The 21,215-nt window shown below is 68.6% G+C and carries 19 protein-coding genes; 11 read left to right on the top strand and 8 right to left on the bottom strand.

Going from position 1 to position 21,215, the window contains the following annotated elements:
- Positions 1-4 precede the first annotated feature (4 nt).
- The 4 genes from WMF19_RS42005 to WMF19_RS41990 all read left to right on the top strand — a co-directional run bounded on the left by WMF19_RS42005 (position 5) and on the right by WMF19_RS41990 (position 2,709).
- The gene (locus tag WMF19_RS42005; RefSeq protein ID WP_437895508.1) at positions 5-1,096 is read left to right on the top strand and encodes a pentapeptide repeat-containing protein; all 1,092 of its coding nucleotides are present in this window, start codon (positions 5-7) and stop codon (positions 1,094-1,096) included.
- Between the two features lie 7 nt (positions 1,097-1,103).
- On the top strand, positions 1,104-1,754 hold the full coding sequence (locus tag WMF19_RS42000; RefSeq protein ID WP_437895507.1) for a DUF3540 domain-containing protein: 651 nt from the start codon (positions 1,104-1,106) through the stop codon (positions 1,752-1,754).
- 6 nt (positions 1,755-1,760) lie between these two features.
- On the top strand, positions 1,761-2,144 hold the full coding sequence (locus tag WMF19_RS41995) for a DUF4150 domain-containing protein (RefSeq protein ID WP_272095763.1): 384 nt from the start codon (positions 1,761-1,763) through the stop codon (positions 2,142-2,144).
- Between the two features lie 94 nt (positions 2,145-2,238).
- Positions 2,239-2,709, top strand: a complete 471-nt coding sequence (locus WMF19_RS41990) for a hypothetical protein (protein ID WP_437895506.1) — start codon at positions 2,239-2,241, stop codon at positions 2,707-2,709.
- A 78-nt stretch (positions 2,710-2,787) separates the two neighbouring features.
- On the opposite strand, the gene WMF19_RS41985 is transcribed toward WMF19_RS41990, so the two are convergent.
- The 7 genes from WMF19_RS41985 to WMF19_RS41955 form a co-directional block, all read right to left on the bottom strand.
- Positions 2,788-3,843 (bottom strand): glycosyltransferase family 4 protein, encoded by a 1,056-nt coding sequence (locus tag WMF19_RS41985; RefSeq protein ID WP_437895505.1) that lies wholly within the window; start codon positions 3,841-3,843, stop codon positions 2,788-2,790.
- Positions 3,834-4,700, bottom strand: a complete 867-nt coding sequence (locus WMF19_RS41980) for a PIG-L deacetylase family protein (protein WP_272095767.1) — start codon at positions 4,698-4,700, stop codon at positions 3,834-3,836. Before WMF19_RS41980 ends, WMF19_RS41985 begins: the two co-directional genes overlap by 10 nt.
- 287 nt (positions 4,701-4,987) lie before the next feature.
- Entirely contained in the window at positions 4,988-5,872 is an 885-nt protein-coding gene (locus WMF19_RS41975; protein WP_437324653.1) for a beta-xylosidase, read from the bottom strand.
- Positions 5,869-6,672, bottom strand: coding sequence for a TIGR04290 family methyltransferase (locus WMF19_RS41970; protein WP_437793810.1), 804 nt, complete (start codon positions 6,670-6,672; stop codon positions 5,869-5,871). Before WMF19_RS41970 ends, WMF19_RS41975 begins: the two co-directional genes overlap by 4 nt.
- An 11-nt stretch (positions 6,673-6,683) precedes the next feature.
- The gene (locus tag WMF19_RS41965; protein ID WP_437901728.1) at positions 6,684-7,412 is read right to left on the bottom strand and encodes a sugar phosphate nucleotidyltransferase; all 729 of its coding nucleotides are present in this window, start codon (positions 7,410-7,412) and stop codon (positions 6,684-6,686) included.
- A gap of 40 nt (positions 7,413-7,452) precedes the next feature.
- The gene (locus WMF19_RS41960) at positions 7,453-8,523 is read right to left on the bottom strand and encodes a CgeB family protein (RefSeq protein WP_437895504.1); all 1,071 of its coding nucleotides are present in this window, start codon (positions 8,521-8,523) and stop codon (positions 7,453-7,455) included.
- Positions 8,524-8,540: 17 nt separating this feature from the next.
- Positions 8,541-9,503 carry a DUF4202 family protein gene (locus tag WMF19_RS41955; RefSeq protein ID WP_437895503.1) on the bottom strand — a complete coding sequence of 321 codons (963 nt, stop codon included), beginning with the start codon at positions 9,501-9,503 and terminating at the stop codon, positions 8,541-8,543.
- Positions 9,504-9,826: 323 nt separating this feature from the next.
- Here WMF19_RS41955 and WMF19_RS41950 point away from each other — a divergent pair, with 323 nt between their 5' ends.
- The 3 genes from WMF19_RS41950 (at position 9,827) to WMF19_RS41940 (ending at position 12,687) form a co-directional block, all read left to right on the top strand.
- Positions 9,827-10,954, top strand: a complete 1,128-nt coding sequence (locus WMF19_RS41950) for an STAS domain-containing protein (protein ID WP_437895502.1) — start codon at positions 9,827-9,829, stop codon at positions 10,952-10,954.
- A 170-nt stretch (positions 10,955-11,124) separates the two neighbouring features.
- Positions 11,125-11,535, top strand: a complete 411-nt coding sequence (locus WMF19_RS41945) for an FG-GAP repeat domain-containing protein (RefSeq protein ID WP_437895501.1) — start codon at positions 11,125-11,127, stop codon at positions 11,533-11,535.
- A 528-nt stretch (positions 11,536-12,063) separates the two neighbouring features.
- Positions 12,064-12,687 (top strand): calcium-binding EGF-like domain-containing protein, encoded by a 624-nt coding sequence (locus tag WMF19_RS41940; protein WP_437895500.1) that lies wholly within the window; start codon positions 12,064-12,066, stop codon positions 12,685-12,687.
- A 197-nt stretch (positions 12,688-12,884) separates the two neighbouring features.
- On the opposite strand, the gene WMF19_RS41935 is transcribed toward WMF19_RS41940, so the two are convergent.
- Positions 12,885-14,132 carry a LuxR C-terminal-related transcriptional regulator gene (locus tag WMF19_RS41935; RefSeq protein ID WP_437895499.1) on the bottom strand — a complete coding sequence of 416 codons (1,248 nt, stop codon included), beginning with the start codon at positions 14,130-14,132 and terminating at the stop codon, positions 12,885-12,887.
- Positions 14,133-14,677: 545 nt separating this feature from the next.
- Between WMF19_RS41935 and WMF19_RS41930 the strand changes: the two genes are divergently transcribed.
- The 4 genes from WMF19_RS41930 to WMF19_RS41915 all read left to right on the top strand — a co-directional run bounded on the left by WMF19_RS41930 (position 14,678) and on the right by WMF19_RS41915 (position 21,034).
- Positions 14,678-17,197, top strand: a complete 2,520-nt coding sequence (locus WMF19_RS41930) for an arylsulfatase (protein ID WP_437895498.1) — start codon at positions 14,678-14,680, stop codon at positions 17,195-17,197.
- A gap of 926 nt (positions 17,198-18,123) precedes the next feature.
- Positions 18,124-18,747 (top strand): hypothetical protein, encoded by a 624-nt coding sequence (locus WMF19_RS41925; RefSeq protein ID WP_437894230.1) that lies wholly within the window; start codon positions 18,124-18,126, stop codon positions 18,745-18,747.
- 119 nt (positions 18,748-18,866) lie between these two features.
- Positions 18,867-20,222 (top strand): DDE-type integrase/transposase/recombinase, encoded by a 1,356-nt coding sequence (locus WMF19_RS41920; RefSeq protein ID WP_437894231.1) that lies wholly within the window; start codon positions 18,867-18,869, stop codon positions 20,220-20,222.
- Positions 20,219-21,034 carry an ExeA family protein gene (locus WMF19_RS41915; protein ID WP_437894233.1) on the top strand — a complete coding sequence of 272 codons (816 nt, stop codon included), beginning with the start codon at positions 20,219-20,221 and terminating at the stop codon, positions 21,032-21,034. The genes WMF19_RS41920 and WMF19_RS41915 overlap by 4 nt, the downstream gene beginning before the upstream one ends.
- The last annotated feature ends 181 nt before the right edge of the window (positions 21,035-21,215 follow it).

Here is a 21,215-nt window from a genome sequence, read left to right as displayed (position 1 = left end):
GAGCATGGACAGGGAAGCGCTGCGCAAGCTGATCGAACAAGAAGAGGTCGTTTCGGAGCTGGACTTGTCGGGCTTCGACCTGTCGGGGCTCGACCTCTCCGGCGGGATCTTCGAAGATGTCCGCTTCACCAACGCCAACTTCACCGGCGTCAAGGTGCGCGAGGCGATTTTTCACCGCTGTGACCTCGCGGGAGCCAACCTGAAGGGGCTGGATTTTCACCTCGGCACGGCCATGGACTGTACGTTCGCGGGGGCCGTGCTCGCCGACGCCTCGCTGGTCGGAGCGAACGTCTCGGCCGTGGACCTCGAATCGGCCGATCTGACCGGAGCCGACCTCTCGTCGGCTACCATCGACCATTCCGAGCTCAAGAACGCCCGATTCGTCCGTGCCAACCTGACCGACGGCACCCTGTTTGGCGTCACGCTCGAGGGCACGGACTTCTCTCAGGCCAACTTGACCAGGGCTGTCTTGTTCCGTCAGGACCTGTCCCAGGCCATTCTCACGGGGACTACCCTCGTGGAGGCGATCCTGATCGAGGTGCGGATGGGGCCCAAGGACTTCCGGCGGATGGACCTCAGCAGAACGCAATTTACCAGCGCCGACCTGCAGGGTTGCGACTTTTCGGGGGCCACGCTGACGCAATGCGGCTTCAAGGGCGCCAACTTGACCGGGGCTCGACTGGACGGCGCCGTCGCCCGGCTGGCCGACTTCGTCGAAGCGACCCTGATGAACGCGAGCCTCACCCAGGCCGACCTGAGCCAGGCGCTCTTCGTCGACGCGCGCGCGGGCGCCACGAACCTCTCGGGCGCGCGGCTCGAGATGAGCGTCTGGCACCGGGCGAGGTGCCCGGGTGCCCGCTTCTGCCGGGCAGACCTGAGCCATGCAGACTTCTCCCACGCCGACGTGTCGTCCGCCGACTTCTCCGATGCGACGCTGTCGCGCGCGCGGCTGCACCGCGTGACGGACAAGGGCACGATCTGGCCGCCGAGCAAGGCGCTGGCGCACGGCGACGACCAGGAGCTCAAGGAAGCAGAAGACTGGCAGGCCAACGTCCTTGGGAGGCCTGCCGGCAGTCAACGCACCCCTCACTCATGAGGAAACCATGCAGAGCGCAGCAAGAGCGAGACAATACCAGCGGGAAGCCTACGGCGAACACGGCGCCGTGCTCCGCATCGATGGCTCCGCGTACGTCGTCGAGACCGAGCATGGCGAGGTCCGCGCGAAGCGCGCGACGAGCTGCCTGCTGGAGCCTGCCACCGGAGACCTGGTGCTCCTCACCGCCGTGAACGGCACGCATTACATCCTCGCCGTCCTCGAGCGGGAGGAGGGCGCGCCCTCACACCTCGTCTCCGAAGGCGATCTCCAGATTCGTTTGCGGCGCGGCTCGCTGGGCCTCTCGGCGCCCGACGGTGTACACGTGGCAGCCGGCAAGGACCTCTCGATGGCCGCGTCGACCTTCCGTGTCCAGGCCAAGGAGGGGCACGTCGCGCTGGAGCTGTTCTCGTTCCTCAGCAAGGTGGCTCGCGGCGAGGTCGACCGCGCCAAGCTGATCGGCCGGAGCCTCGACGCGACGCTCGAACGGCTGTCGCAGAGGGTGAAGCGCTCCTACCGCATCGTGGAAGAGGCGGACCATGTGCGCGCCGAGCGCATCGACTATGCGGCCAAGGGCAACCTCGCCATCCACAGCGAGAACGCCAAGATCACCGCGTGCCACGTCGTGAAAATCGATGCCGATCAGATCCAGGTAGGGTGACCGAACATGTTTGCAATCACGTCGAGCGGTGGAATGGACTTTGGCATGCCGGATGTCTGCCGTCTTCCGACGATGGTCCCCGTCCCATTTCCAAACTTTGCAGCGAAGCCCATGGGGACGTCCCCCGCGTACAAAGTGCGCATCGGGGTCGCTCCCGCCCATACCGTGACAACCACCATTCCGCTCACCTCCGGCGACAACCCTGGGCTCCTTGGTGGCGTGATCTCCGGTCGCAACATGGGCCCCGCGAGGCGTCTCCGATTCTCTCGCAACACGTTGTGGCAGGGAAAACCGGCGGTGGTGCTCTCCGCAAACGGCTTTGGGAACCAGATCAATACGAACTCGACGACCATTGTCCCGAGCCAGATCAAGGTCCTGGTTCTGAAGTGACGTCCACTCGGTCTTCCGCGAGAGCCGTCCGTGAGAGCCGTCCGCGAGAGCGCCCCGAGAGCCCGCCCTGTTCTGACCCCTGAGGGACACCCACGTGGCCATCGATGAAACTACCCGCATCCGCCTGGGGATCATTCAAAAGAAATACGGCGAGCGCCTGGCCCGGAGCACGAACGGCGCCAACACGCCGGATCGGCGCCAGGTTTTCATCGATGAATTCCGGCGGATCCTGGCCGACATCTTCATTCCCACGTTTGAATCCATCGGCGGGGAGCTCGCCTCGTCAGGCCACGCTTACCGGATCGAGCATGACGTGGGCGAGAAGACCCCCAGCATCGAGTTTCACCTCCTGCTCCGGGGCGTACCGGCGAACGCGAACAACCTGATCCGCCTCTTCTACAGCGCCGAGGCCGCTGGCGACGGAGAGGTGATCGCCGAGGTCAACGTGTACCAGACCCTGACCGAGCTCACGCGGTTCCGGGTGCTGTCTCGGGTCACCCGAGAGGTCGCGGAGCAGATGTGCGTGGACGCCATCGAGCACGTCTTCGCCTGCAACGCTCGCTGAGAGGCCCGCGCGATGCCTGCGGCGCGGCCGCAGGCTGCGAGCGTCGTCCTCCATCCTCCAGCAGGGCGACCCGGCGCTTCACGCTGCGCGCAGGATCCGGCGGTACGTCTCGAGGTACGCCGCCGTCGTGGTGGCCGCCGAGAAGCGCTCCTCAGCCGCGCGACAGCACGCCGCCGGATCGAGCCGGTCGACCCTCGCCATCGCGTCGGCCATCTCCACCGCGCCGTCCACGAGGAACCCCGTCCGGCCGTGCTCGACGATCTCCGGCAGCGCGCCGGCGCCCCGCAGCGCGATCACCGGCGTGCCCGAGGCCAGCGCCTCCAGGGCCACGAGCGAGCTGGTCTCCTGCACCAGGCTGGGGACGAGCAGGCACCGCGCCGCCGCGAGCAGGCGGCGCTTCCGGGCGAGGCCTACCGGGCCGATGAAGCGCCGCACGGGCCCGGGGCCGCGCAGCATCGGCAGCAGGACCTCCCGGAGATACCGCGTGTGCTCCTCGTACCCGAACGCCTGGCCGGCGATGACGAGCGGCACGGCGGCGCGGACCGAGGCCTCGACGGCGACGTGATAGCCCTTCTCCGGGCAGATCCGGCCCAGCGCCAGCGCGAAGCCGCGCTTGTACCGCCTCGGCCGGTAGTGCTCCAGCCGGACGCCGTTCGGGATGTCGGGCAGGAGCCGCGCCTCCGGCGGACAGGCGCGCCGCTGCGTCGCGGACACGCAGTGGAGGAATGTCCTCGGCCGCTCGAGACAGAACACCGCAGGCGAATAGAAGCTCGGCGGGAGATGGAGGGTCGCGAGCACCGACGCGCCCGGCTCGGGCAGATAGCGATCGAAATCGACGCCGTGCATGTGGACGAGGTCGATCGGATACCTGTCCAGGACCCGGGCGACGGCGCTCCGGTGATGGCTCCAGGCCCGCTCCCGCGCCGCCTCGTCGAGGGCCGCGCCAGGCGGGGGCGCCGGCGTGGCGACCAGCGTCCCGGCGCACGCGGAGCCCTCCGGGGCGACAACGATCGACCGGTGGCCGCCGCGCGAGAGCGCCTCGTCGAGCATCGAGAGCACCTGCTCGGCGCCGCCGACGGCGTCCGGACCCACGGGCGCGAGCGGATAACCGACGAGCAGGACCGTCAGAGGCACAGCTCACGCTCGAGGCCGAGCAGCGTGAGCGTCTTCGCCGCGAGCCGCCGCCAGCGCGCGCCGTCGATCGGGAAGCCGAGGCGCTCGTAATGGAGCGGGCCGTCGTGCGGGGGCCTGCGGAAATCGTACGCGGGCGCCGGCCGGAAGCGCTCGACCTCCGCGCCGAACGGGGCGAGCACCTCCCGCTGGCTGGCGAAGCAGGCCAGCATGGCGCGCTTCCGCGACGCCTCGATGTCCGAGAGCCGGAGGGCGATCTCGGGGACGCCGGCGTGCGCGATGAACTCGCCGGTGCGGAGGCGGCCGCGCGCGGCGTGGTACGACGCCGCCTCGAAGATCAGCGGCGAGGTGACGCCGTTCCAGAGGGCGAGCACCGCCGCCGCGTGGACGGCGAGCGCCGCCGCGTCGTGATCGGGGTGGCCGCCCTCGTAGGGGTGGGTGAACACCACCTCGGGCCGCGTCCGGGCGAACAGCTCGACGAGCCGCCGGGTGAGGCTCGGCGCCTCCTCGATCGCCTCCTGGTCGACAGCGCCGAGGCACCTGAGCCGCCCCGCAGGCACGTTGCCGGCCGACATGGCGCGGGTCACCTCCTCGCGCCGGAGCGCGGCGTAGCGCTCGCGCCCGATGCCGGCGAGGCCCGCCGGCACGAAGCGCTCGTCGCGGGGCGCGCCGTCGGTCACGTGGACCACCTCGATCGGGCTGAGCCGGCCGATCCGCGCGCCGAGCCCGATGGTCTCGTCGTCCGGATGGGCGAGCACGACGAGACAGCGCGGCGCCCGGCCCGACGAGAGCCACGAGAACGGCGGCCACGCGAGCTCCTGGGCGGAGGGGCCCTGACGGCGCAGCACGGCGAGGTTCACGACAGCACCTCCGCGCGCCTGCTGCGCAGCCCGGTGCGCGGCTCGGGTCGCCCCCCCGGGATGCCGCGGTGCTCCTCGGGTCTCCTCTTTCGCTTCGGCGTGCTCGCGACGTGGGACATGAGCCACCTGGAGTGCATGCGGTCAGGTCGTCCTGGCGAAAAACGCAGCGATCTCCACACTACCAAACGGCGACGCGGCGCGCCAGACGCGCGTAAAACGCGGACAGACGAGCAGGCGCCTACGCGCTCCTTTACGTACGCACGTACGGCGTTACGCATGGCGGCATCTCATGCGTAGCGCCGCGTCATCCGGGCGCAGAAGTCGGCGAACTCCTCGATCCGCTGCGGAGGGCTCGTGTGGTGGGGCCGGACGCCGGCGTGCTCGGGGGTGAAGCAGTAGGTCAGGGTCACCTCGAACGGCTCGAGCGCCTTCATCTGCCGGTCGAACCAGGCCTCCGCGCCGGGGCGGAAGCTGTCGGCCCAGCTGAGGCCCGTGCGGAGGTGACGCACCCCGAGATCCTTCAGCCACGCCACCGCGTCGTCGAGCCGGTGGTCCTCGAAGTGGAACCACTGGCACAGACCGAATTCAGGGGTGTACTCCGGGAAGAGCCGGAGCGCGCGCTTGGGCGTCCCGTCCTCGCGGAGCAGGCCCATGTAGAAATGCCTGTAATACGACGAGCCCTCGGCCTCCCGGTGCCGGGTCGTCGCCGGCCACGCGCGCGGCAGGTCATAGAGGCTGTACCAGTGGATCCGCTCGACCTTGCCGCGGAGCAGCTCGGCGCTCCGCCGGAGACCGAACTCCTGCACCTCCTCGGCGCCGAACGTGGAGACGCCGACCTCGGTGATCCAGAGAGGCCTGTCGGTCACCACGCGGATCTCCTCGAGCTTGGCGGGCCACTCGTGGATCTGCCAGTGATTCCAGTCGAGGGGGAAGCCGTGCACCGCGACCACGTCGACGTGCTCGAGCACGCCCTGCCGCCCCATGTTGGCGATGAACCCCGGATCGATCGGCGAGATGCCGCCCAGCACCCGCAGCAACCAGTGGCGCTCGCTCCGGATCGCGTCCGCTGCGAGCTTCACCATGGTTCCATACGTCGTCCACTCGGGATCGATCTCGAAATCCCAGTGCGACTTGTTGTTGGGCTCGTTCCAGAGCATCACCGCCTCGATCACGCCAGCTCTCCCTTCTCGAAGGCTCGCCTCGCCGGGTAGACGGCGCCGGGCGGACGACCACCGGCCCTCTCGCGCCGACGGCAGAGATAGACCTCGGGCTCGGGGTGGTTCACGATCTCGAAGCCGGCGCTCCGCAGCATCGCCTCGGCGCAAGCCCGGTTGGGCACCCACCAGTTGGTCGGGTCGTGCGCATAGCTGTGCTCCACGAAATGGAGCCGGGGATAACCCGCCTCGTCGAATATCTCCTCCTCGGAGAAGGGAAAATCTTCCTCCAGCGGCGCCACCTCCGCGCTGCCGCGCTGCATGCTCTGGAAAATGAGCGTGTGTCCGACCACGTGCTCGTGGAGCAGATCGAGCGCAAGGAGCGGGTGGCGGAGGTGGTACAGGACGCCCAGGAAGAGCACGAGATCGAAGCGCTCTCCGAGGCTGCCGACGTCGTACACGGAGAGGTTCCGGAACTCGATGTCCGCCCCGGAGACCTCCGCGGCGAAGCGCGCCTGCGCCAGGTAGTCCTCGTCGCTGTCGATCCCGAGGACGCGCGCCGCCCCGCGCCGCTTCATCTCGAGCGAGTAGAAGCCGGCGTTGCAGCCGATGTCGAGGACCGTCTTGCCCGTGAGATCCGCCGGGACGGCGTCGGCGAAGCCCCTCCATTTGAACGCGGGGTAATCGCCCAGGAAATGGTCGGGCGCCGTCTTCACCCCGCCGAGATCGAGGTTGTGGAACCACGGCCCGAGCCCCCGCACGCGCTCCTGGATCTGCTCCCGCGTCCACTTCGTCGCTCCCTCGACGCACCTCTCCATGGCCCCTCCCTTCACGCGGCAGCGCGGCTGAGGAGCTGGATGGCCTCGTGGTAGCCGTGCAGCGTCCCCACGTCGACATAGGCCTCTCCGGCCCGCACGGCGCGCGCGCTGCCGCCGCGGGCGAGGTACTCGTTCACCAGCGTCCCGATGTACGGGTCCTCCCGCCCGCGCTCGCACCAGAGGCCGTGGAGCTCTCGCATCACAGCCCCCGTGAGCCTGAAGGCGCCCCAGACCCACCGCGAGCGCGCGCTTCGCTGCTTGACCTGGATCTCGAGCACCCGGCCCTCCTCGTCGGTGACGACCGCGTCGAAGAGCTCCGGATGCTCGACAGGAAAGAGCAGGAACGAGAGCCCCCCGCCGCCGAGCGAGCAGAGCCCGTGCTCCGGGAACCACACCGTGTCGGGGAGCCCCACGAGCACGTCCTCCTCCGGCCGGATCCAGGGGAGCGACCGGAAGATGGCGTCGCAGAGCCCGGCGGCGGCCGGCTGCACCACATAACAGATGTGCGCCGGGCCGACGCTCGCGCCGTAGTACTCGACGATATCCGACTTGCCCGGCGAGATCACCATGCAGAGCCGGGTCGCCCCGGCGAGCACCATGCGATCGATGAGGTACTCGCTGACCGCGCGCGGCCGCTCCACGTCCCCGTCCCTGCGCGTCCCCACAGGGAGCAGCTCCTTCGAGAACGCGAGCGGCTGTATCCTGCTGCCCAGGCCCGCCGCCGGAATCACTCCCCACATCGCGTCGTCCCTCCGTTCCATGAGCCGACCTCGACTGCGTTCAATGAGCCGAGACCGACTCGAGAATGGTCACGAGCTCCGCCGCGCGGCGCGCCGCGCTGTGCTCCGCGAGCACCCGCTCCTGCGCCGCGCGGGCGATGGCCGCGATCTCGCCCGCCGGGAGCGAGAGCGCCGCGACCGCGTCGTCCGTCGTCGCCGCCACGAGGATCTCCCTCCCCGGCGTGAAGAACCGGTCGAGCCCCTCCCACCCGTCGCTCAGGATCGGCGTCCCGCAGGCGGCGGCCTCGAAGAGCCTGCCGGAAGGGCAGTACCCCATCGCCGCCATCGCCCCCCGCGTCACGTTGAGCGTCAGCCGCGACGAGCAATAGAACGCCGGGTGATCCGGCGGCGCCACGTGGCGCATGTAATAGACGTTCTGCGCCCACGGGAAGTCCCCCGGATAGAGCGAGCCCCCGATGACGAACCGCCTCTCGGGCAGCCTCCTCGCCGCCTCGAGGAAGAGGCGGGAGAGCGCCGCCTGCCGGTCGGCGGCGTACGTGCCGAGGTACGAGAGATCCCCGCGGAAGGCGTCCCGCGGCGGGACCGGGCGGTACACCGCCGGGTCCGCGCTGCCATAGAGCGGGAACACCCGCCGGGCGCCGAGCTTCGCCTGGAGCTGATCGAGCGCCGCGCCGCCGGTGTAGCTGAGCACGCAGTCGAAATCGACGAGGCCTCGAGGGCCGATGTAGCCGACCGGCTGTCCGGCCTGGATGCGATCCAGCGTCACAGGCGTGTCGAGATCGTAGAAGACCTTGAGCGCGCCGGACTCGAGGACCACGTCGGTCGCGGGGCCGCCGTCGGGGCAGTACGACGTGACCATCGCCGCGTCGGCCTCGCGGACGGCGCGCCTGGCCTCGGGGAGGACGTCCTCGAACGAGGTGTAGAGCCGGAGCGTGTTGCCGTGCGAGAGCGCGCTCAGATCCCGGTGCGCGGCGTAATACGGGACGTCGCGCTCGAAGAAGGTGACGCGGTGCCCGGCCCGCCCGAGGGCGGAGACGACGCCGCGCCACAGCGTGGCGTGGCCATTGCCCCAGGAAGAGCTGATCGTCAGACCGAAGATGACGAGCCTCATGGCGGCGCGGACCTCCTCTATGCCTGCATCTCCGGCGCCGACGCCGCCGGCCTGCCCGGCTCGCCGGGGATCATCGCTTCCACCTCGGGGCGGCAGCGGATCCGCGGCAGAAGCGCCCTTGCCTCGGGCCGGAGGCGGCGGAGCGTGTACGCCACCTTGGCGCGGGTGTGCTCGGGCCCGTAGCAGTCGAGGAACCCGGCGCTGTTCAGCGAGAAGAACGAGAGCGCGTCGGCGTCGTTGAGCAAGGCGAGCTCGGCGTCGCCTCCCGGCCGCTCGTGCGATGCCACCAGGGCGCCGATCCGGTCGAGGATCTCCGGCGCGAGCCCGACGCCGGCGAGCGCGGCGCGCGTCAGGGCCGCCCCGCGCCGCGCGTGCTCGTCCTTGAACGCCTGGTAGTCCGGGGCGCGGTGCTCACTCCGGACGTCCGCCTCGGAGACGAGCCGCTCCACGTCATGGAAGAGCGCCGCCGCCTGGACCGCGACGCCGGCCCGCGGTTCGAGGCGGAGCATCCATTGCCAGACGTCGACCGCATGATCGTGATCGGCGCGGACGAGCGGCCTGTCGAGATCGTGGAGCTCCCGGTGCCGCCCGAGGATCCGGGCGAAGACAGCGGTCGCGGAGGCAAGGTTCCTCCTGCGGATGAAGCGCTGGCACCGTGTGAGGACCTCGTAGGCGGCGCGCGCGGCGCCCGCTCGATCGAGCCCCTCGATCCGGAGGTCGAAGAGGCCGCCGGCGTCGAGCGCGTGCAGGCGGGTGTCGAGCGCCCACAGGTCGAGCGCCGACGAGCGCCACGCGCGGCCGTCGACGACGGCGTGGAGCGCACCCCCGGATGGGCCGGGCGCGCCGCTCTCCACCGCCACGCCAGGGAACTCCCTGGAGAGCGCCGCCGTGTCGGACGGGGAGAGGAGCGGCGTCCCGCAGATCGAGGGTCCATCGCTGCTCGAAGGGGGGCCGTCGATGAGGATCAGGCGCTTGAGCATGAGCGTGCGCTCTCCGGTCAGCCCGGCATGGAGCTCGACACAGCTGCCGCGCGCGGCTGCCGCGGACGAACAGGGATCGCAGGTGGGAACCTATCGCCGTGGTCCTCACCGCACCATCGCGGAAATTCCGTAGAGCACCGTCGGGAAAGAAATGAGCGCGAGACGTGGGATCGCCGTAGCCAAGCCCGTCGCGGCGATCTCCTCTCGGCGCTCCGCGCCCGGCGCTCCACCCCGAGCCCCGGCATCCGCTCCGCGGCCGCCCTGGCACAACAGCCGACCGGCTCCCATTGCGCGCCGCGGCCCGGTAAGCGAGGGTGACGCCGATGCAGCTTGCGCAGCGCTTGGCCGGGCTTGAGATGTCGGCCGTCCCCGTGTGGGTCCTCGACATGGACCGCTCTCGGGTCTGCTGGGTGAACGAGGCCGGCCTGGAGCTGTGGCGAGCGCAGGATCGCGACGAGCTGTTCGCGCGCGATTTCTCGAAGGTGCCTGCGCCGGTCCGGACGCGCATCCAGGCCCTCGCCGCGCAGGTACGCGAGCGGGGCGTCGTGCGCGAGAGCTGGACCTTCTACCCGCGCGGGGTGCCCGTGACGGTGACGCTCCACTCCTCGGGCGTCGAGCTCGATGATGGGCGATTCGCGATCTTGAGCCAGGCGCTTCCCCCGGATGGAGCCCCTGAGCCGGAGCTCCTCCGAGGCATCGAGGCGCTGCGCCACACCTCCGTGATGATCGCGTTCGTCGACCCGACCGGAGACCTCCTGATGCAGAACCCGGCGGCTCTGCGGGCGTTCGGCCGCACCAGGACGTGGAGCGCCTGGCTGGGCGAGCCCGGCGAGGCGGACGCGATGCTCAAGGCGGCGCTGGACGGCGACACCGTGGCGCGAGAGATGATCGTCCGCACCGTGGATGGAGAGCGCCTGCACGCGATCGAGGGGCGAGCGGTGCGTGATCCCGTGACGGGCGCCATGGGGATTCTGCTCCACCACACCGACGAAACGGCGCGGATAGGCGCGGAGCGCTCCGCCGAGGAGCGCGGCCGCCTTCTGGAGGAGCTGAACGCGACGCTGGCGCTCGTCGAGCAGCAGCGCGGTGAGATCCTCGCCCTCTCCGCGCCCATCCTGGACGTGGGCGAGCGCGCGCTGGCGCTGCCGATCATCGGGGCGCTGAGCCGAGAGCGGAGCACGGAGATAGCGGCGCGGCTCCTGCCTGCGATCGCCGGCTCCGGGGTCGACCGGGTGATCCTCGATATGACCGGCGCCGCGGCGCTCGACGAGGCCGGCGCCAGGCACCTGATCGAGATGGTACGAGCCATCCGGCTGCTCGGCGCGTCCGCCATGATCACGGGCATCCAGCCCGCGCTGGCCCGCACCCTGGTGGCATCGGGCTTTGACGGGACCGGCATCACCATCGTCGGCTCCATCGCCCAGGGACTCTCACGCTCCAGGAAGCGCTGAGTCGAAGCCGCCGTCGTGCTCCGGCCGGGCATCCGGCCTCGTCGTGCCACAGGCCTTCGACCACCTGGCACAGACCTGTCAAGGCCTAGCACAAAGCGGCACCACGATTCGTAACCTCTCAAGATTTCATCGCATTCAGGACGGCACAAAGCATGCTCCTCCGGGCCATCATGAACATCGAGATGGCAAGGCGAGCGGTTGGGGCCGGGGTGTTGCCCGACATCGCCGCGGCCCACCAGAGCTCTGCCAACGTGACCGTGCTGCTGGGCAACGGCGACGGCACCTTCCAGGCCCCCGTCGTTCATCCCGTCGGCGGCGGTTTTCTCCTCGACGTAGCGATCGCGGATCTCAGCGGCGATCTCAGGCCCGATATCGCCACGACGAGCTTTAACAACCGCGCGGTGGGCGTGCTGCTGGGCGACGGAGCCGGCGCCTTCCAGCCCGTCACCTTCGTCTCCACCGGCAACAACAGGCCTTACGGCCTGGCGGAGGTGGACCTCAACGGCGACGGCAAGCTCGACATCGCCACGACCAACTACTTCGAAAACAACGTGAGCGTGCTGATCAACCAGTCGTTCTAGCTGGGACGGCGTCGCCAATTGGACGCCGCGCAGCGCTTCACGAGCCTGCGCGGCGCTCCGTGCAGCGACCGTGCGTCGAGGCACGGTCGCCGTTCTACTCGGCACGACGTCCGTACCTGCCAATGGAGGAGCTTCCCAGAGTGCGCGAACGACGCGCGCCAGCGTATCCTCATCGAAATCCGAGGCGGCCCGCCAGCCCGAGCTGCGCGCGCTCTCGGCCATGGCGCACGGCGAGGGCTTCAGGGAACGACCATCGCGGCGGCGGTGCTGCCCGCGGTCGCCAGGCTCAGGGACGATCGAGCCAGGGTGTACGGCGATCTCGTCCTGAATTCGCTGAACGATGCGGCCCGGCGGGCGCTGGAGACGATGATAAAGGACAAGTGAGCGACGACAAGACGAAGCCGGCGGCTTCGCGATTGAACCACATCTCGCCGGGGCCTACAAGCCGTACCAAGGTACGGATGGTCGTCCCCACTTCGTAGCGCTAGCTTGCGCGCGGCACCTTCCACCGGAAAAGGAGTATCGCCGATGACGCGCGAGACACCGCTCGTCCGCATGTCCCTCTTCACGCTCCTGGGCGCGAAGTCCGTCACAATGCTCAGCGGGTGCACCTCCACGCCGGCAGAGGACGACCACCTCGGGAGCGCTGAGCAGGCGCTCACCGCCTCCGAGTGCAACTACTTCGCGGTGAACGGCAAGGTCCAGACCTGTGTGGACGGCGTGAACAGCTATACGTGTCAGTGCCCGGCTGGCTACAGCGGGACCAACTGCGAGACGCAGGCAACGGCCTGCCCGTGCTCGAGCCTGCCCGAGTGGCAGGCGGCGCTGGCCACCTCGCCTCTGCCTGCCGGTTCGTGCAGCGCCAGTTCTTGGCCGGGCCCCTGTGGTAGCGTCGCCAGCGTCGAGCCGGGGTCGAGCTTGGCCTACCTGAACGCCGGGGACGGGTCGGCGGCCTGGACACTCTACAGTGGGTCTCCTGGCGGCGGCAGCTCCTCCTTCTGCTGCATCTACGACATTCTGACCAACACCTACTGCTCCTTTTACGGTTACGGGCATCTTGAAATATCCCTCCCGGTGACCCCGGCGGAAAACTCGGCCTGCCAGGCGGAGATCCTGAGCTGGGCACAGCAGAAGGGGGCGACCTGCCACTGAGGACAGGCAACTGGATCTGGCCCGCCGCCATCGAGGGCGGCATCGCGCTCCCGGGCGCGGCGCCGTCTCCGGCGAGGCGCGCGAGGCGCTCGGCGAGCTGCGCGCGGCGGCCGTCGAGACGCTGAACGGGCTCGGTGGCGACCTCAGCCTCTGGGCAGCGTCACGGGTCGTCGCGACGAGGAGACGTAGGAGTGAAGCTATTCACGTGCCTTTTGCAGCAGGATCCCCAGCTCCACCGCGGACCTCGCCCCCAGCTTGGCCATCACGCGCGCACGGTGCTCCTTGACCGTCCGCTCGGTGATCCCGAGCGCCTCCGCGATCTGCTTGTTGAGCAGCCCCCGCGCGACGGCCTCGCAGACCTCGCGCTCTCGCGCGGAGAGGAGCGCCATCCGCGCCGCGAGGGTGGCAGGCTCGATGGCGGCCGAAGGCGCCGCGCACCGGCTCGTCTCGGCCTCGCCGGGCGCCGTTCCGGCGGCGAGGAGACCGCGCCGGCGAGTCTCTTCGGGGCGCTCTCCGAACGCGCGCACGTACGCCGACTCGAAGACCTCGCGCCGGGCGAAGCCGGCGGCGCGCGCGACGTGCAGCACGGCGAGGTGCGGCTCGGCGAGCAGCGCCCGCTGCGCGCGGACGAGGCGCCGATCGCGAAGGAACGTTCCGAGCGAGGTCCCGCGGTGCGCGCGGAACGCCGCCTCGACCGAGCGGGCGCTCGTCCCGGCAACGGCGGCGAGATCGACCGCGCTGATCGGCCCGGCGGCGTGCGCGTCCACGTACTCTTCGACCCGCCGGAGCACCGTCCGGCTCGACGGCGGCGTGGGCCGCTCCAGCAGGTGAGCGAGGTTGTGAGGCTGCCCCAGCAGCAGGGCGCGCGAGAGCGACTCGGTCAGCCCGGCGAACACCTGGGGGTGATCGATGTCCGTGCCCGCGTTGATCTCGGCGGCCATGAAGCGGCAGAGTCGCTCAACGTAGGATCCGCTTCCGGGGCGGGAGTCCAGCGAGAGCTGGAACTGGAAGTCCTCGCGGACGACCTCGCCGGTGATCGACTCGAGCTGGGAGCAGAGATAGCCTCGGTCGAAGCGCACCGTGATGACATCCATCGCGCCGTCGTAGTTCACCTTCGAGCGGCCGTGAGGCGAGAAGATGGCTGGGCCGCCGCCGTGTCCCAGGGTCGCGCGGTCGCGTCCCAGCGCCGCGCGTCCGCTGCCGCGGACGGGAATGACGAGCATCGGCGCGTCCACCTGGGCGTCCAGGTAGATCGCGTCGCTGGTATGGTCCTGGACGAAGAGGATGGGGCCGAAGTCCACGGCGTGGGCGCGCCACTCGAAACCGCGCGGGAGCGCGGGGTCGACTTCCCCGTAAAGCCCCTCCCATATGGATACGGCGGTGTGGTGGTCGCGGGTGTGGATCTCGAACCGGCGGGGCACGTCCTCGTGAGTCGCGCGGGGCATGGGGGGTTCGCCTCCAGGATCGATCGCGGATGGGACGGCATGAAACGTCAGCGCTGTCAGGAAAGCAAGCGCGCCCTAACGACGCAATCGTGGGATGACCTGCGGCGGGTACTCGGACTGGGGGCCGGTCTGTCATTGTCAGGGCGGCGCGTGGTCCTGCACGACGCCGGCCGCGTGTCAGCCCCTCGTGTGCCCCACGGACAGCGAGGCGCCGCCCATGCTGGACGGCACGGCGTGTCCGGAGCAGGTCGGCCTCGAGCGCCCCAAGGCGCCCGGCTGCACCTCCGCGCGCTGCACATGCGCGCTGAATCCGGATACGGGGACCGCCTTGTGGCAACGCATCAGGCCAGAGGGTGGATCAGAGGGGAGTACGCCGCTGAAGCTCCTGATGCGCCGCCTTTGGCGGACGTCTCGGACGTATCGTGCTCCTGAAATCAGCGAGCTATTTTTCCTTAGCATTATAAAACTATTATCCAGTACTATTTTCCATACCTACCAATGATTATGTATATTCGTTGGTAACTTTCCATCGAAAGGTGTCACCCATGCCGTTGGATCGAGACCTTCTCAAGCGCACTATCCTGCCGATTCCGGACCGGCCCTATGTCGGCCCGGTGATGTACAATGCCCAGGACCCAGCTTCCCACTTCCCTCCCATCAAGCCGATCGAACCGCTCAAGAACGCCCCCAACGTGCTCCTCATCCTGCTCGACGATGTCGGCTTCGGCGCCGCGGAGCCCTTCGGGGGGGTCATTCGTACCCCGACAGCCAAAAAGCTCGCCGAAAACGGACTCAGATTCACCCGTTTCCACACGACAGCCCTGTGCAGCCCGACGCGCGCCGCCTTGATGACTGGCCGCAACCCCCACTCCGTCGGCATGGGTTGCATCACCGAGTTGTATACCGACGCGCCTGGCTACACCTCGATGATCCCCAACACCGCCGCCTCGATCGCCAAGATCCTCAGGTACAACGGCTACTCGACGGCTCACTTCGGCAAGTGCCACGAGGTGCCCGTCTGGGAGACCGGCCCATCGGGGCCCTTCGACCACTGGCCCACCTACATGGGCTTCGAGAAGTTCTATGGCTTCGTGGCCGGCGAAACCAACCAGTTCTACCCTACCCTCTACGATGGAACGACCTACATCGAAACGCCTCACCACGGGGACTACCACCTGACCACAGATCTGGCAAACCAGACCATCAAGTGGATCGAGCAGCAGCATGCGATGGCGCCGGATAAGCCATTCTTCATCTATTTCGCTCCCGGCGCGACCCATGCGCCCCACCAGATCCCGGACGACTGCCTTGATTGGTATGAGAACAACGAGGATATCGCAGGTGGCTGGGACAAACTGCGCGAAACGATTTGCAAAAATCAAAAATCGCTTGGCGTCATTCCAGAGGACGCGGAGGCGGCGGTCAACGAAGACGTTCCAAAGTGGGACGATGAAATGTTCGACGACATGAGGGATTCCCTGCGCCGCGAGATGGAACTCTACGCCTCTTTCCTCCAACAGACGGACGAAGAGGTCGGCAGGGTGATCAAAACGCTCGAGGACCTCCACCTCATGGATAACACGCTGATCATCTACATCTTCGGCGACAACGGCGCTTCCGCCGAAGGCACCTTCATGGGCACCTTCAACGAGATGATCGGCTTCAATAACATCCAGAAACCGCTCGATGAGCAGAAGACGATCATCAAGGACAACATAGACAAGTTCGGTACCAAGGAAGCGTACAATCACTATGCCATCGGCTGGGCCCAGGCCATGTGCACGCCGTACAAGTGGACCAAGCAAGTTGCCAGCTACTTCGGCGGCACGCGCAACGGCATGATCGTCCATTGGCCAGGGAAAGACGGCGACGGGAACGACCACATCGTCCGGGGCGACAGGGGGCTGCGACACCAATTCACTTACGTGATCGATGTGCTTCCGACGATCCTCGAAGCGGCCGGATTGCCGGAGCCGTTGAGCGTCGACGGAGTGCTGCAGACGCCCATCGAGGGTACGAGCTTCCTCCAGACGTTCAAAAACCAGAAGGCGCCCGAGTTCCGCACGACCCAGTACTTCGAGATGTTTGGCAACCGTGGCATCTACCATGAAGGCTGGACCGCCGTCACCCTTCACTCGAAGCCCTGGGACTGGGAATCCAATCCGAACTACGAAAAGGATGTGTGGAAGCTCTACTACACGTACGACTATAAGCTTCCGGACGGGACGAAGCCGCCGTATGAGGGTGTGGACTATGATCAGGTGCACGTGGACTGGACCCAGCGAACCAACCTCGCCCCAAAGTACCCCAAAGTACTAGCGCAGCTGAAGAACCTTTTTGAGATCACTGCGGCCCGATATAACGTCTTTCCCCTCAACGACGAAAAGACAGAGCGCCTGGAACAGTCGCCCCCCCCGGTCGGCGCGACGCAGAGGTACGTCGACGGCAGTTTCGTCTCCGACCCGTGCGTGATCAACAACTTCAACCGCTCATTCATGATCACGGCAAAGATCGAGGGCCCCCTCGGGGAAGCGCCGAACGGCGTGATACTCGCCCGGGGCAACGATTTCGGCGGCTTTGGCCTCTATGTCAAAAACGGAAGGCTTACTTACGTATACAACTACCTTGGGCTCGAACGGTACTACGTCCAAGCCGAACCTCGGCTGCTGAATCTGGCCGAAGCGTACGAGGTCCGCATGAAGTTTACCTACACAGGCACGGATACGGGCCAGGGCGGCACGGTGGAGCTCCTCACGAAGGGGCCCAGGGAGAGCGACTTCAAGCCTCTCCCGCTCGCCGAGTCCCCGGACATCGGTGAGGACCCGCTCGACGAGACACCGGACAATGCGCCGGGCCATATCGTTAGGACCAATCCGATTATCTTCAACGTGGACGCCTTCCTGATGGTCGGCAAGAAGACTGGCGGCCCGTTGTGCCCCGACTTCGCAGGTAGCGGGGACAACCGCTTCCCCGGCAAGGTGCACTGGGCGGAGATCGAGCTGACGGGCAAACCCGCCGAGGTGAGCCCCGAACACAGATTGCACGCACTGGAGGCGATCCAGTGACACCTTGACCCGGCCAAAGGTTACGCGGTTCTCCAGCTTGCGCCCGCGATCGTGCAGGCAGCTGGCTGGCGTCAGGCGAGCAAGCTGACGGCCACGTTCAAGTGTCGGCTTCCACGTTCAGGTTGTGCCCCCTCGTACGCTGACGTGGAGAGCGGCGTGCGACAATGAAGCGAGCTCGTCGCGATCAACCCCCAATCGCCGCCGCCGAACCCCGGCAGCTCGACGAGGTGCGCGTCGAGGGCGAGGAGCTCCTCACCGATCCGCTGCTCGTCCTCGCGGGGTTTGCCGCGACGCACGGCGCGCGGCCCCCGCCGCTCGGGTCGGCCTCGTCGAAATCTTCCCCGAGGTCGGCGGGCCCAGACCGCGCTCGCGGCCGCGCCGGGCCGTAAGTCGAGTGCTAGCCACCCCGCCCCCGCCCGCCCCAGGGCCCCTCGCCGGGGCGCCCAGCAGCCCCGGCGGCGCCGAGGAGCGCCGCCGCGAGCTCGCGGCCCTCCTCGGCGGCTCCGCCCCCCTATTACCGCGCGCTCTCACTGATGCGGCAGCCCACCGCACCGAGCACGATGCTTGATGGTGAGGGGTTCCGCCCAACGAGGCTGGCCATCAAGGAGAATGCTCGCTCCGCGTACGCGACCCGAGAGGACGACTCCAGAGCGCCGCGGCGCACGACGCATTACATCCGGCCCCTCAAGATTCTCATCGCAGCCCCCCTCTGAGCACGGTTGCGTCGGCTCGGAGAAGCCCTTCCCGCGCGGGCGCTCCACTTCCGTCCATCGGTCGAAAATTACCACCCCTCGTCGCTCCCACGCCTGCCTCACGACGGGGTAGGTCCACCGCAGGAGCGGAGCAGCGGCGCGGTGCCGGCCACAAAATAGGTGACGAGGAGACCTGATCTTGGCGGACAGTCTCCTCGTCGTGCTCCGGTTCTTGTGCCCAGGAATCGAAGCGGTCGCAGTGTTATCCAGAGCGCCATCGACATCAAGCGCTGGCAGCAGCAGCCGCCCACGGTCGTCGAAGCGCGGCCTGCGCGCTGCCCCGTCTGCGGCGCTGCGAGCTGTCCGCTGGGCGGCGCCATCCGGCTCCAAGGCCACGGCAGGCGCGAGCGGCAGGTCTGGGGCCCCGCTACCCCAGACCATCCCCCCGAGGTGCTCTCGGTGACGGCCCGCCGCTACCGCTGCCTCGGTTGCCGCGCTGTGCTGCTCGTCGTTCCTCGCGGCGTGCTCGGCCTCCGCGTGTACAGCGCCGCCGCGATCGGCTTCGCCCTCGCGCTCTGGGGTCTGGCGCTCGCGACGGCGGCCGAGGTCCGTCGGCGCGTGGGCCCGGCGAAGATCCTCGGCGACAGCGCCGCCGCCGGCTGGGCCACGCTGCGCCGGTGGGCGCGCGACGTCGCGCAGCGACGTCTGTTTTCGGACGCCCCCGACCCAGGCCCGTCCGCCTCGCTCCGAAAGAGGGCAGCCGCCGTCGCGACATCGCTCGCGGCAAGCGCGGATCCGACGACCCGAGCGCTGCCGATCGAGCAGCGCGCCTTCTTCGGCGCCGCGCATGCGGCATGAGGGCCCCTGCCCCCGAGGAGCCCCGATCAACCAGCCCACCTGAGAGGATTCCTGCCGAAAACGCCGCCGATCCCGGACAAGGACCGCGCGCCAGCAAGGCGCAGAAAGGACCTGTCCGAATGGCCCTCGGCCCCGCCGACCACGCCGAGACCGTCGCGATCTATCGCGCCACGGTCATCGGCCCTCTCATGCACCGCGTGCTCACCCACGGCCAGCTCGCCGCCGCGCTGCGTGTGCTGAGCGAGCAGCGGTTTCGACCGCCGGGCGCACACAGCACGCGCACCTACTCGGTGCCCACGCTCGAGCGCTGGCTATATGCGTATCGCTCCGCTGGCCTCGACGGCCTGCGCCCACAGCCACGCAGCGATCGCGGCTTCGCGCAGGGCCTGTCGGAGGAGCTGCGCACGCTGCTGCTCGACATTCGGCGCGAGCATCCCGACGCCTCGGTGCCGCTCATCCTCAAGACGCTTGTCGACGAGGGGCGACTCGAGGCGACCCAGGTCTCCGAGCCCACCGTACGGCGACTGTACGCGGCGCACGGCCTTCGCCGCCGCGCCGCGCGTGCCGAGCAAGAGCCGAAGACGCGGCTGCGCTGGCAAGCCGAGCGCCCCGGCGCGCTCTGGCACGGCGACGTCTGCCACGTGACCGGTTGCACCGTCGGCGGCAAAGCGATGCCGCTCCGCATCCACGGGCTGCTTGACGACGCCTCTCGCTACGTCGTGGCGCTCGAGGCGCACACGACCGAGAAGGAGGTCGACATGCTCGCCATGACCGTCGACGCTCTGCGCCGCCACGGCAAACCCGACGCGCTCTATCTCGACAACGGCTCCACCTACCGCGGCGACGTCCTCAAAACCGCGTGCGCGCGGCTCGGCATCACGCTCCTGCACGCCAAGCCGTACGACCCAGAGGCGCGCGGGAAGATGGAGCGTTTCTGGCGCACGCTGCGCGAAGGGTGCCTTACCTACCTTGGCGCTGTGGCGTCGCTCGCCGACATCAACACGACGCTCCGCGCCTTCCTCGACAGGCGTTACCACACGGCGCCGCACGCGGGCCTGCTCGGCCAGACCCCGGCGAAGGTCTATGCGGCCCGCCCCGCCGCCGAAGGCGTCGTCGACGAAAAAGCGCTGCGCGTCGCGCTCACCGAGCGCACCCGACGCCGCGTCTCGGGCGACAACATCGTCTCTGTCGACGGTGTCGCCTGGCAGCTCGATCAGGGCTACCTCGCCGGCCAGATCGTCTCCGTCGCCCGGTGCTTCGTCGCGCCCGACGAGCCGCCGTGGGTCGAGCACGAGGGCAAGCGCCTGGTGCTGCATCCGGTCGACCCGCAGCGCAACGCGCGGCGCAAGCGGCTGCCGTGCGGCGGGCCTGTGGTGGACAAGCCGACACGACCCGTGGACTTCAACCCCGCGCGAACGCTCGGCCGCTCGCTGGGCACTGGCGCCGACACGAGCGAGCGCGGAGGTGAGACGTGAGCGAGTCCTACGTCCGCTTCTTCACCCTGTCCGCCGCCCCCTTCTCCAAGGAGATCCAGGACGGCGACCTGTGGCTGCCGCCCTCCAAAGAGCAGCTCGTCGAGGAGGTGTGCGAGGCCGTGCACGAGCACGCCCAAGTGCTGCTGGTCGGCGAGCCCGGCGCCGGCAAGACGTGTGTGCTGCGGGCAGTGCGTCATCGGTTGCCGCAGGCAGGCTTCCGGCTGACCTACTGCCACAACGCCACGCTGGGCCGCCGCGACTTCTATCGCCAGCTCTGCCATGCACTCGGCCTCAACCCCGCTGCGACCGCGGCGGCCGTCTTCTACGCTGTCAGCGCGCATATCGAGACCCTCGGCCGCGAGCGGATTCACCCGGTTTTCCTGCTGGACGAAGCGCACCTGCTCCACCAAGACACGCTTGATCATCTCCACATCTTGTTGAACTACGAATGGGATAGCCGCGCCCTGTTGTCGCTGATTCTGGTAGGGCTCTCCGACCTCCAAGACCGGCTTGAGCTGCGCAAAAATCGCTCGCTGTATTCGCGCATCGAGCGGCGTCTGTCGATCGGTGCGATGGTCCCCGACGATACTGGAGAGTACGTGCGGCTCCGGATGAGCCGCGCCGGCGCCGACCGCGACGTCTTCACCGCGGACGCTCTGATGCTGCTCCACGAGGCGGCTGGATCGAGCCTGCGCGAGATCGACCGCATGGCCACCGCCGCGCTGCGCGAGGCGGCGCGACGGAAAAAGAAACTCGTCGAGCGTGACGTGATGGCGCGCATTGTCGGCGACCTGGCAACGGACGGCAGCTGACGCTGACCGACACGACGGGCCCCCCTCGGCGCTGGCGAACGAACACCTCGCCGGCGCCGACGGCCACGAACCATGATGGCCATTGCGAGCCGCCCTGAGGCGCGCGTCCGAGCGATGGCCATCGCCCTCCTTCACCGCAACCGTGCACGCCCGCGATGGCCATCAAGCGGCTTGCTCGGCG

This window comes from Sorangium sp. So ce124 (genome assembly GCF_051525235.1).
Classification (GTDB): Bacteria; Myxococcota_A; Polyangia; order Polyangiales; family Polyangiaceae; genus Sorangium; species Sorangium atrum.
This window is presented reverse-complemented; position numbering and strand designations above follow the sequence as displayed.